This is a genomic window from Roseibium sp., from assembly GCF_050301095.1.
Taxonomy (GTDB): domain Bacteria; phylum Pseudomonadota; class Alphaproteobacteria; order Rhizobiales; family Stappiaceae; genus Roseibium.
This window is the reverse complement of the sequence record NZ_JBNKYW010000090.1, coordinates 1-11881: the sequence shown is the minus strand read 5'-3', so window position 1 is coordinate 11881 and position 11881 is coordinate 1. Positions and strand designations below refer to the sequence as shown.

General features: G+C 60.1%; 11 protein-coding genes. 4 read left to right on the top strand and 7 right to left on the bottom strand.

Translation table 11 applies throughout. The annotated features are described in order from the left end of the window. Positions 1–1086, top strand: a 1086-nt coding sequence (locus ACQY7U_RS08235; RefSeq protein WP_428643417.1) for a winged helix-turn-helix domain-containing protein, incomplete at its 5' end; no start/stop codon positions are given. 5 nt (positions 1087–1091) lie between these two features. On the opposite strand, the gene ACQY7U_RS08230 is transcribed toward ACQY7U_RS08235, so the two are convergent. The 4 genes from ACQY7U_RS08230 to ACQY7U_RS08215 all read right to left on the bottom strand — a co-directional run bounded on the left by ACQY7U_RS08230 (position 1092) and on the right by ACQY7U_RS08215 (position 5290). Continuing rightward, complete coding sequence (locus tag ACQY7U_RS08230; RefSeq protein WP_428643416.1) at positions 1092–1676, bottom strand: rhomboid family intramembrane serine protease; 585 nt, start codon at positions 1674–1676, stop codon at positions 1092–1094. Positions 1677–1801: 125 nt separating this feature from the next. Further along, positions 1802–3241 (bottom strand): nicotinate phosphoribosyltransferase, encoded by a 1440-nt coding sequence (locus tag ACQY7U_RS08225; RefSeq protein ID WP_428643415.1) that lies wholly within the window; start codon positions 3239–3241, stop codon positions 1802–1804. 69 nt (positions 3242–3310) lie between these two features. Beyond that, positions 3311–4375, bottom strand: coding sequence for an NUDIX domain-containing protein (locus tag ACQY7U_RS08220; RefSeq protein WP_428643414.1), 1065 nt, complete (start codon positions 4373–4375; stop codon positions 3311–3313). 189 nt (positions 4376–4564) lie between these two features. Beyond that, a complete protein-coding gene (locus ACQY7U_RS08215) occupies positions 4565–5290 on the bottom strand; it encodes a hypothetical protein (protein ID WP_428643412.1) in 726 nt (241 codons plus the stop codon). Between the two features lie 476 nt (positions 5291–5766). Between ACQY7U_RS08215 and ACQY7U_RS08210 the strand changes: the two genes are divergently transcribed. After that, the gene (locus ACQY7U_RS08210) at positions 5767–5970 is read left to right on the top strand and encodes a YgaP family membrane protein (protein ID WP_428643411.1); all 204 of its coding nucleotides are present in this window, start codon (positions 5767–5769) and stop codon (positions 5968–5970) included. Positions 5971–6116: 146 nt separating this feature from the next. On the opposite strand, the gene tdh is transcribed toward ACQY7U_RS08210, so the two are convergent. The 3 genes from tdh to ACQY7U_RS08195 all read right to left on the bottom strand — a co-directional run bounded on the left by tdh (position 6117) and on the right by ACQY7U_RS08195 (position 9016). Further along, the gene (gene tdh / locus ACQY7U_RS08205) at positions 6117–7157 is read right to left on the bottom strand and encodes an L-threonine 3-dehydrogenase (protein WP_428643410.1); all 1041 of its coding nucleotides are present in this window, start codon (positions 7155–7157) and stop codon (positions 6117–6119) included. Beyond that, a complete protein-coding gene (locus tag ACQY7U_RS08200; protein WP_428643409.1) occupies positions 7154–8341 on the bottom strand; it encodes a glycine C-acetyltransferase in 1188 nt (395 codons plus the stop codon). The genes tdh and ACQY7U_RS08200 overlap by 4 nt, the downstream gene beginning before the upstream one ends. A gap of 114 nt (positions 8342–8455) precedes the next feature. Then, positions 8456–9016 carry a helix-turn-helix domain-containing protein gene (locus tag ACQY7U_RS08195; RefSeq protein ID WP_428643408.1) on the bottom strand — a complete coding sequence of 187 codons (561 nt, stop codon included), beginning with the start codon at positions 9014–9016 and terminating at the stop codon, positions 8456–8458. A gap of 130 nt (positions 9017–9146) precedes the next feature. Here ACQY7U_RS08195 and ACQY7U_RS08190 point away from each other — a divergent pair, with 130 nt between their 5' ends. Both ACQY7U_RS08190 and ACQY7U_RS08185 read left to right on the top strand, forming a co-directional pair. Beyond that, positions 9147–9515, top strand: coding sequence for a hypothetical protein (locus ACQY7U_RS08190; RefSeq protein WP_428643406.1), 369 nt, complete (start codon positions 9147–9149; stop codon positions 9513–9515). A gap of 452 nt (positions 9516–9967) precedes the next feature. Next, entirely contained in the window at positions 9968–11638 is a 1671-nt protein-coding gene (locus ACQY7U_RS08185) for a formate--tetrahydrofolate ligase (protein ID WP_428643405.1), read from the top strand. Positions 11639–11881: the final 243 nt, after the last annotated feature.

Genomic DNA, 11881 nt, shown 5'->3' with positions numbered 1-11881 from the left:
CTCGGCTTCGTCCAGGTCGACAGTATTAATACGGTCGCCCGCGCCCACCACATGATCCTCGCCGCGCGAAGACCTGCCTACAAGGAGAAGAACCTCAAGCTTCTTCTCGAACGCGACCGGCAGCTTTTCGAGCACTGGACCCATGATGCCGCGGTGATCCCGACCGCCTTTTTCAAGCACTGGCGCCTGCGCTTCGGTCGCAACAGGGAAACCCTCGCCGAGCGCTGGCGCAAATGGCAGCGGGTCGGCTTTGAAGAAAAGTTCGACGACATTCTCAAGCGCATCAGTGATCACGGCCCGGTCACCTCCGCGACGGTCGGCGAGGACGAGAAGCGCAGCAATGGCGGCTGGTGGGAATGGCATCCTTCCAAGGCGGCGCTGGAGTATCTGTGGCGTACGGGAGACATCTCGGTAAGCGGACGGAACGGCTTTCAGAAAGTCTACGACCTGACGGAACGGGTCATTCCGCAGGAGCATCTGAATGCCGCCTTCGACCAGCAGGAAACGATAGACTGGGCCGCCCGCTCGGCGCTCGACCGGCTCGGCTTCGCGACTTCCGGCGAAATTGCCGCCTTTTGGGACCTGATCACACCGCAGGAAGCCAGGGACTGGTGCCAGAACGCGCTGGCCGACGGCACGATCATCGAAGTCGAGACAGAATGCGCGAATGGTGTCTGGCGAAAGGTTTTTACCTGGCCGCACATGCCGGACATGTTACACGCTCTTCCGGAGCCACCGCCACGGGTGCGGATCCTGTCCCCCTTCGACCCGGCCCTTCGCGACCGGAAACGCACCGAGCGTCTGTTCGGCTTTCATTACCGGATCGAGATCTTCGTTCCCGAACCCAAGCGCAAATATGGCTATTACGTTTTCCCGGTGCTCGAACGGGACAGGCTCATCGGACGCATCGACATGAAGTCGCTTCGGGACGAGGACAGGCTGCACGTGCGCGCCTTCTGGCCTGAAAAGGGCATCCGCATGAGCAAGGGGCGGCTTGAACGGCTGGAAGCGGAACTCGGCCGGATGGCCCGGTTTTCCGGTGTTGCAAACGTCACCTTCGAGAAGGATTGGCTGCGGACTGACTGAGGGCCTCAAGCACCCGTGAAGAGGCCTGATCCTGCCACAAGCACGGCCAGCGCCCCGGCGAGCGTTCCGGCGATATGGGCATCATGGGCCACATTGCCCTTCCGGGATCTGGCCGCCCAGGAAGACCAGGCCAGAAACAGCCCGGCGAAGACGATCGCCGGAATCCCGATCGGGATGAACAGTATGTAGATGTTCTGGAACGGGAAGAGGACGCAGAAGGCTCCAAGCACGCCGCAGACGGCATCCGACGCCCCGACGGCGCTGTATTGCATCTGGTTTCTGCGCAAGGCCAGCACCACCAGACTGGCTGCAAGGGAACAGAAAACGTAAAGGCCGACGAATTTGACCGGCCCGTAAATGTACTCAAGCTGCGGGCCGAAGAAATAGAGCGTCACCATGTTCATGAGCAGGTGGCCAGCGTCGACATGCACGAAGGAACAGGTCAGCAGACGCTCCACCTGTTTGCGCCGCAAGACCGGACCGATCTGGAACGCCAGCCTATTCAGCAGACCCCGATTGTTGAACCCCAACAGTGAGACGACAACCGTGATGGCGATCAGGGAATAAGTGGCAATGGGGGTAAAGTGCATTCCGGCAAACCCTTGCGATGGACCGGGGTCCGTCGGAAATGGATAAAGTAGCGGATACAAATCCGTCAGCCCCGGCCTCGTGGCCGGGACCGATGATACTTTTCACAGGCTGGAAGGCTGGTCAATCATTCCGCGCCCGGAATCAGCTTGTCGTCCGACGATCCGCTGGTGCGCTCCAGCAGGTGCTGCTGAGCCCGCTGCCGGACCTCGTCGAAACTCCAATCCCGGATCAGCTCGCCATTGCGGTAAACCACCTTCAGCAGGTCGTCTTCCCCCGCAAGGTCGTCCAGCCGCCTTGCCGTGAGAACACCATTTTCCAGAACGACTGCCTGGCGTCCGGCCTTGGAGGCCTTGCCCGGGTCGGTCGCCGGCATCTTGAAGACGTCCTGCCAGACACCGTCCGCTGACTTCATGGCATTTGCCTTCAGGGCGAAGCGCATGGTGTCCCTGTTGACGTGCTGCAGCAACCCGCCGCCCATGCCGAAGGCGATATTGTCGACCGACCAGCCGCAGCTTACCAGATTGCCCACCAGTTGGCTGATCGTGGCAAGCGTCATGCCGTCGCCCTGGATGACGCGGATTGCAGGGTTGAGCACCCTGGCGCCCTTGCTGTTGACGGTTCCGCCGTAGTGCGCCCAAAGGGTTTCGAGCACCCTGAGGGGCGTCTCCACCGGATCTCCGGAATCTGGCCGGATGACGAGCGTCGCACCGCTTTGCAGCACCTTTTCCTTCAAAAGACCGCACCACAGGTTTTCAACCGCGTTATCGAGATCATAGCTGTCCGAGACGACTGCCACGAGCTTTCCCGGCTCCGCGAATTGATCGAGCATGTTGGCGAAGGCTTCCTGTTCCCGCTCCCGGCCCCAACTCGTCATGGTGGAGTGCTCAGCCGCCGGAATGGAGAACCCGGCCATATCCGCGCCATAGAACACCGTTGCGGCTTCCAGGGCTTCCATCGTGTCGGTACCGGCGAAATTGACCAGATGCGCCATGCCGCCAAGCGCGGCGCTTTCCGCGGACGACACGCCGCGCGCGCCAAAGTCATGCAGCTTGAAAGGGATCTGGGCATCCGGATCGTCGGAAGTTTCCAGAAGCCCCTGGTAGATCGCCTGCTTGCACTTGAAGGACATGGTGGCGACGGTCGTCGGGTACCAGAGCGCGCGCAGCAGGCCCGTCTCCACCCAGGTCGTCAGCCATGGCATGCGCTCGTCGGTGTTCTCTACCTGCACGAGCGGCACGCCGCTGGGAACCACCGTTCCCTCTGGCAGGGCCTTGATTTCCAGCGGGAACAGCCCGCCGTAGTCGTTCAGGATCTGCTGCCAGCCTTCTCTGTTGAAGGGAACGCCGTGCGCCGCACAGATCTTTTCCGCCTGCTCAATGTCCGCTGCGGTGATCGGTTTCAGCAGCGTTTTCTTCAAGTAGGCCTGAAGCCCGAAGAACAGAAGGTTTTCGGAAAAGCTGTTCGGACGTGCCTCCGCATAGGCGGAGATGATCCGGGCTTCGGGCGGATATTGTTTGAAATGCGATTGTTTGTAGCTGTCGGTAGCCAGAAGTGGATTTGTCATTGTGAACTCCTCACGTGACAGAAGACTTGCCTGCAGGTCTCCCCTGCGGCCGGTTTCATGGGTTGGTGATTAGAGATCCGCCATCAGATCGATGATGGACCAGTGGTCTTCGAAAAACTGCTCCGGCGACAGATCGCCGAGGCGGTACCAGTTGGCGGCCCTGGCGTCGTCTCCGCCGGTGACAGAGAACAACTCACGCCGTTCGGGCAAACGGAACAGGAAGGCGTGGGTGATGATACGGCCGCGCAGCGACCGGTCCGGGTGATCGAACACGCGTGTTTTCGTTCCATCGATGAAGGAGGCCAGCATCGCCGGCGGGATTTCGCCCTTGTGGTCGCTGATCGCCGTTTCCTCCTTCAACTCGCGGATGACCGCATCGCGAATGCTTTCGCTCGGATCGAGGAAGCCGCCCGGCAGGGCAAGCAGTCCCTTGCCCGGCGCCCGACCGCGTTCGACCAGCAGGATGTTGCCGGACTGGATAACGACCGCGTCGACGGTGACAAACGGGCCCCTGCCCCATTCCTTCGGATAAGATTCCAGATACTCGGCTTCTTCCAGCAGTGCCCGGAAGGTCTCGCCGAGGGAAAAGGCACTGAGCCAATCGGCGACTTCCGGTGACAGGACCGACTGAGCGACAACCGGGATACGCTGAAAAAGCTGCTTGCGGACATCGGTGGATGAAAAGGTACCGTACTGGCTGGCAAGCTGAACGTTTCCCCATTCGGGAAACAGCTTCAGATAGTAGCTCGTGCGGTCCTTGCCGTAGCCGGCGAGCGCGATCCTTATGTCCTGAAGACCGTGCAGACGGACGCCGCCGTTGTTGTAATGATCCAGTACGGTTTCATTGACCACGCGCTGAACCGCGGCACACCATGCGGTGTCCGAATAGGGGTGGTCCGCTACCGGTTTCAGGATGAGCCGGCCGGTCGCCAGTTCGTGCTTGAAGACCCTGGCGAACATGTCGGCGCGCTCGCCGTAGGTGAAAGGGTTGCGCGGATCTCTGGCCTGGGCAGCGGAGCCGATCAGAACGATCAGCGTACCCACCTTTTCCAGGGCTGCGCGGATGACCGTCTCGTGGCCGGCATGTAGCGGCTGGAAACGGCCGATGAAGACGCCATAGTGATAATTGGACATTCGAGACTCCCTCGAACTGAATTGCAGGCAGCCGAACTCCTCGGCTGACTTCAACAATAATACTCAACTTGAGCATTATCAAATCAAAAATGCTCATAGTGAGCATTTGGTGCGGTTATGGTTACCGTTTGCCCGTCTGGACCAGGATTTTCTGCATGGAAAAACGGGAAAGATTGGCAAACGTAACCTTCAGGCCAGGACGGCTTGCCGGAAGAAATTGCGGTTTTCAGAGCTTCGCAGAGCCTCGAAGAACCGTTCGATCACGGGTTCCGACACCTTGATCGGTGACGGGCCATAAGACTCGTATTTCGCCGAGAGAGCCTTGTTGACCGCGTTGGAGAAATTGACGAAATCGATGTGTTCCTTCGGGAAGGCGGCCATGGTTTTCCGGAGGATGTCCTGGATCGCCTTGTCGTTCGCGATCGTGACCGCCGTGATGGAATTGCCGTGCGCTTTTGCAAGCTGGCGGTAGGCTTCGGACAGAGCATCAACAAACCCGGCATCCACCGTACGGCAGATGTAGCCGCTGAAAGCGTTCAGGAATTCCATTTCCCAGGCCCCGTCAGCCCGCTTCATATTGGGCTCGAAAACCTTGCGCAGCACGTCGAAAGAGAGAAACCGCAACACCGACACGGCGAAGAAGTCCTTGTTGGCTCCGACAAAAGGCTGCTTCTTGTGAATACGGCCACAGGCCTCGTAGTTGGAGCGGTAGATCTCGAACATGTCTTGCGAAGCGGAAATGAGATCGAAGACGGCAGCAATGTCCGTATCGCTCAGGGCACCGCCACGCATCTCCGCCGCGCTTTGCAGGCTCTTGCGCGCAAGTTCCAACACCTGTTGACCGGCGCCCATGCAGATATGCGGGCCGCTTAATTTGGGCCAGGTAACCTGATTTTTCTTTTCCGCAGCGCTCATTGCCAACCTCGTCAGCCAAGCTTCAACAATGCATGCATTTGGTTGTGAAAAATTTAAGTTTCCGGCATTTCGACATGATAATTACCGGGAGTTGCAACACCGGGCCGGCCCGCACCTGCTGAAGCCACGGCGCACCGGCTTGCTTCCGGCTTTGCTCTCCTACCCGGCCCTGCGAGATCCGAACAGGGGAATGCGGACCGCCAAAAACCGGCAACCATCCGCTTCCGGGCAAACTGCTGGGCGGCAATTCACGGAGTTTCTCCCGGCCCGATCGGAGCGCCTCTCTCCTGCAGGTCCGGCGACCATCCTTGCAAGACAGATTCAAGAACCGCGAGCATCACGTTGTTGACGCTTGGGAATGCGTGCGCTTCTTGCGGCTCTCGGCAAAGGTGCCCAGAAGCGTGTTGACTGGAAATATTCCGGAAAGAGCGTCATAATTTAAGATATTCGAAATCGACAACATTCAGGAGTGGAAGATGACCGTGGAAAGAGCCATTCTCCTCGTGGTAGGTACGCTGATCGTCGCTTCGGTGCTCTTGGCAGTTTACGTCAATCTCAACTGGCTTTGGCTGACCGGCATTCTGGGCGCACACCTGATCCAGGCTTCCTTTACCGGCATGTGCCCCGTGGTCATGATGCTGAAGAAGATGGGCCTGCCGCAGAAATCCGGCTTTGCGTAAACTTGTAGAGCTCAAGCGTATCTTCACCAAAGCCGGCTCCGGCAAGCCAACATCGCTCGCGACATGATCGCGCTGCAAAAGGGGCGCACGAAGCGCTTTTCCCGGACAGCTCCCCCGCGGCTTCCGGGTGAGTTGCTCGCGGCACATCAGGTCCAGCTCAGCACGACCTTACCGGATTCGCCCGACTTCATGGCGGCAAAGCCTTCCCTGAAGTCGTCAACGCTGAAGCGGTGGGTGATGACGTTGCGCACGTCGAGGCCGTTCTGCAGCATGGCGATCATCTTGTACCAGGTCTCGAAGATTTCCCGGCCGTAAACGCCCTTGATGGTGATCGCCTTGAAGACGATGCGCGACCAGTCGACCGGCGACTTGCCGGGCGGAATGCCAAGCAGTGCGATCCGCCCGCCCATGACGAGGTTTTCCACCATCTGGTCGAGCGCGGCCTGGTTGCCGGACATCTCCAGCCCGACATCGAAGCCTTCCTTCATGCCGAGCGTCTTTTCGATACCCTTCAGGTCTTCCTTGGCGACATTGACCGGCACGACGTCGGCAACCCTTGTCGCCAGGTCGAGACGCGCCTGGTTGACGTCGGTGATTACCACATTGCGGGCCCCGACATGGCGGGCGACGGCCGCCGCCATGATACCGATCGGCCCGGCGCCCGTGATCAGGACGTCCTCGCCGACCAGATCGAAGCTTAGCGCCGTGTGGACAGCGTTGCCGAGCGGGTCGAGGATCGCGCCGATCTCGTCGTCGATCTCGTCGGGCAGCGGAACCACGTTGAAGGCGGGAAGGCGCAGGTATTCGGCAAAGGCACCCTGTTCGTTGACGCCGATGCCACGGGTTTCCGGATCCAGATGGAACTTGCCTGCCCTCGACTGGCGCGAATGCCCGCCGATCAGGTGCCCCTCGCCCGAGCAGCGCTGCCCGATTTCAAGATCGGTGACGTTTTTGCCGAGCTCGACAATTTCGCCTGCGAATTCATGTCCGGTGATCAGCGGCACCGGCACGGTCTTCGAGGCCCAGTCGTCCCAGTTCCAGATGTGAATGTCGGTGCCGCAAATACCGGTCTTGTGGATCTTGATCAGGACATCGTCCGGCCCGATTTCCGGAACCGGCGCCCGCACCATCCACAGGCCTTCCTTCGCTTCGGATTTGCACAGGGCCTTCATTTCGTTGCTGCTCATGACAGAACTCCTGTTGCCTTGCCCGCCTTGTCAAAGGCTTCCAGAGCCCGGTCCAGGTCCTCGCGGGTCAGGGCTGCATTCATCTGGGTGCGGATACGCGCCTGTCCGCGTGGCACCACGGGGAAGAAGAAGCCGGAGACATAGACGCCCTCCTCGAACAATTTTGCCGCCATCGCCTGCGCCAGTTTGGCTTCGCCAAGCATCACGGGGATGATCGGATGCTCGCCCGGCAGCAGCGTGAAGCCCAGGTTTTCCAGTCCTGCCCGCCAATACCGCGCGTTTTCGAAAAGGTTGCGGCGCAGCGCGTCGCCCTCTTCCACGAGGCGGATCGCCTCCAGTCCACTCATCACGACAGCCGGCGGCAGGGAGTTGGAGAATAGATAGGGCCGGGCCCGCTGGCGGAGAAGGTCGATCACCGGCTGAGGCCCTGCAATATAGCCGCCGATCCCGCCGCCCAGCGCCTTGCCGAGCGTCCCGGTCAGAATGTCGACATCGACGCCGAAGTGCGCCGGCGTGCCCTCCCCCTTTGGCCCCATGAACCCGGTCGCGTGGCAGTCGTCGACCATGACCACGGCATCGTATTTTTTGGCAAGCGCTGTGATTTCGGGAAGCTTGGCCAGATAGCCGTCCATGGAAAAGACGCCGTCAGTGGCAATCATCATGTGGCGGGCACCGGCCACACGCGCCTCCTTGAGCTTCGCCTCCAGATCCGCCATATCGGAATTGGCATAGCGGTAGCGCCTGGCCTTGCAGAGCCGGATACCGTCAATGATCGAGGCATGATTGAGCGCGTCCGATATGATCGCGTCCTCAGGTCCCAGCAACGGCTCGAACAGGCCGCCATTGGCGTCGAAACAGGCCGCAAACAGAATGCTGTCGTCCTTGCCGAGAAAGCCTGCGATGCGCTGCTCCAGTTGCCGGTGAATATCCTGGGTACCGCAGATGAACCGGACCGACGCCATGCCGTACCCCTTCGGTCCCAGTGCGTTTCTGGCCGCGTCTTCAAGCGCCGGATGGTCCGCCAGACCCAGGTAGTTGTTGGCGCAAAGGTTGATCACCTCGCGTCCGCCAACCGTGATCTTTCCGCCCTGGGGCGACGTGATCAGCCGCTCGCGCTTGTAAAGCCCCTCGGCTTCAATCTCTTTCAGGGTTTCGGAAATATGGGACAGAAAGGCATCGGACACGGGGCTTCCTCCGGCAAAATGGACCTGAATTCCACTATGCCGGATTTTCATTCGAAATAAAAGACATAAATTCCGATATGACGGATTTTTTCCGTTATAACGCTCCGCGTCTTCTTAGAACTTCACCACCATCAGGATCGCCCGCGCGGCTCCGCCGATGGCTTCGATGCTATGGGGCACGTCGGCGGCATAGCGGGCGGTGTCGCCCTTGTTGATGATGCCCTTGGCAACGCCGGAGGTAACTTCCAGACACCCGTCCTCGGCAATCAGCTGCTCCCGGGTACCGCGTTCGTGAGGCTTGCTTTCCAGTCGGCCGCCCTCGGAAAAAATCAGTTCGTAAATCTCGAAACGGCCAGTGTCCTGCGGCGGTGACAGGATACGGATCTTGCAGCCGTCCCCTGCCCGGTCGAGCGTCGGTGTCTGGTGCTCGTGAACGATCTCGACCCGGTCCTCCGCCGCCTCCTCGCCCAGAAGACCGGCGAAGTCGACCTTCAGTGCCCTGGTCAGGTTGAGAAGGGTGGCAACCGTGGGGTTGGATTCGCCGCGCTCGATCTGGCTGACCATGGAGCGGGACACACCGGATAGCTTTTCAACCGCTTCCAGCGAGAGCCCCTGTGCCCGGCGCGCCTTCTTCAGGCGCTCGGGAAGCCGGGAAAGGATGTCATTTTCTGTCATGACGGAACTAAAATCCGTTCAAGCCGATTTTGCAATTCCCTTTTCGTTGATGCAGTGCTGAAAATACATGCTAATTTTGTGCGGACGTAGCGTCAGAAACCAAAGGCGCGCGCCAAGGAGGGGGAAATACATGCAAACACTGCCACGCTTGTTCTTTGCCACCGGTGTCATCTTCGTGCTCATCGGAATGGGTTGGGGAATTCACATGTCGATCACGACGGACTTCACCATGGCACCCGCACATGCCCACCTGAACCTGGTCGGTTTCGTGTCCATGTGCATATTCGGCACCTACTATGAGCTGGTTCCAGGCGCCGCCGCCACGAAACTGGCCATGATCCACTACGGCCTCAGTGCATTGACGGTCGTCGTCATGGTGCCGGGCATTTATCTCGTACTTACCCAGCAGGGCGAGGCGCTCGCCAAGGCAGGTTCCCTTCTTGCGGTGCTGACGATGCTGGTCTTTCTCTACACAATCATCCGTAACAAGAGCGTTTGAGCTGACCGGCAAGGTCAGTTGCATCTCGTTCCGAGAATTTCCGGCCGACGGCTGCAAAGCCGCCGGCCGCAGCTTCCATTCGTCCACCTGAGGGCGGCCCGCAGCTTTTTTGACCGCCGCGTTTCCGCGCGATGACTGACATGGTTCAGGACTGAACCAGTGCACCATGACGGCGGTGCAGTTCTTGCGAAATATGCCTGACTTGAAGCTGGCCGGGAACTACGCGAACCAGCGGCCAACCGTGCGCCGCCGGGACCGCTCACCCCTCGCAAACCGGGAATTTACCCCGCTCCGAGCGGCGCTTGTGAACATCGGTCGTAAATCGTCTTTTAAAAGTCGCTTTCGGGACAACTGCCATACCGCTCTTGCAACTAGCGTTTTCGCAACGATCAATGCGACCGGAACTCGCAGGATTCATCGGAAATTCAGGAAACGCTCACGGAGAGATCCCAATGGCAAGCGATATCGAAATTGCCCGCGCAGCCAACATGAAGCCGATTCAGGAAATCGGTATGAAACTCGACATTCCCGAGGAAGCTCTCCTGCCTTACGGCCGGACCAAGGCGAAAATCTCGGCAGACTTTCTGCAAGGCCTGAACGGCCGCTCAAATGGCAAGCTGATCCTGGTGACGGCGATCAACCCGACGCCGGCCGGGGAAGGCAAGACCACGACCACCGTCGGCCTCGGCGACGGCCTCAACCGCATCGGCAAAAATGCAATGATCTGCCTGCGTGAGCCGTCGCTCGGCCCGTGCTTCGGCATGAAGGGCGGCGCCGCCGGTGGCGGCTATGCTCAGGTCGTGCCGATGGAAGACATCAACCTGCATTTCACCGGTGACTTCCACGCAATCACCTCCGCGCACAATCTGCTCTCGGCGCTGATCGAAAACCACATCTACTGGGGCAACGAGCTTGGTATCGACCAGCGCCGCGTCACCTGGCGCCGTGTTCTCGACATGAACGACCGGGCGCTGCGCGAAATCGTCTGCTCGCTCGGCGGCGTTGCCAACGGCTTCCCGCGCGAAGGTGGCTTCGACATCACGGTTGCCTCCGAGATCATGGCGATCCTCTGCCTGGCGACCGATCTGGACGACCTGCAGAAGCGTCTCGGCGACATCATCGTCGCCTACCGGCGTGACCGCACCGCGATCACGGCCCGCGACCTGGAAGCCGATGGCGCCATGACGGTGCTTCTGAAGGAAGCCCTGCAGCCGAACCTGGTCCAGACGCTGGAAAACAACCCGGCCTTCATCCACGGCGGCCCCTTCGCCAACATCGCCCATGGCTGCAACTCGGTCGTCGCAACCCAGACGGCCCTGAAGCTGACTGACTACGTGGTGACCGAAGCCGGCTTCGGCGCGGATCTCGGCGCCGAGAAGTTCTTCGACATCAAGTGCCGCAAGGCCGGCCTCTCCCCGGACGCGGTCGTCATCGTCGCCACCATCAAGGCGCTCAAGATGAACGGCGGCGTTGCCAAGGAAGACCTCGGCACCGAAAACGTGGAAGCCGTCGTCAAGGGCTGCTCCAACCTCGGCCGCCATATCGAGAACGTCAAGCAGTTCGGCGTCCCGGCAGTGGTTGCGATCAACCACTTCACCGCCGACACGGATGCGGAAATCCAGGCGGTCAAGAACTACTGCGCCGAACTTGGCGTCGATGCCATCCTGGCAACGCACTGGGCCAACGGCTCCGCGGGCACCGAGGAATTGGCCACTCGTATTGCCGAACTGGCAGAAAGCGGCGCCGCACAGTTCGCTCCGCTCTACGACGACAGCCTGTCTCTGTTCGAGAAGATCGAGACCGTTGCCAAGCGGATCTACCGTGCGGACGAAGTGCTTGCCGACAAATCCGTGCGCGATCAGCTCAAGCGCTGGGAAGCCGACGGCTTCGGCAATCTGCCGGTCTGCATGGCCAAGACCCAGTATTCCTTCACCACTGACCCGCAGCGGCGCGGTGCCCCGACCGGCCACAGCCTGCCGGTGCGCGAAGTCCGTCTTTCCGCCGGTGCCGGCTTCATCGTGGTGATCTGCGGTGAAATCATGACCATGCCGGGCCTGCCGCGTGTCCCCTCCGCGAACCACATCCGTCTCGACGAAAAGGGCCAGATCGAAGGACTGTTCTGATCTGTCCGGACCAGAACGGTAAACTCAAGGGCGGGTCGCAAGATCCGCCCTTTTTGTTTGTCTGTTTTGCCGAAACCGTGCCCCGCCCAGATTGTCAACACGTCTCTTGTGAGCTCCGGTCTCCGTTAAGCGGTTCCCCGGCCTGCGTCGCCTCTGCGGCCCGCTCCCTCGTAAGATTATACAGCTACAATCTTTTCCCGCCGCCCCCCAAATCGAAAGGAACTGTGGCCGGCTGAAGCCCCT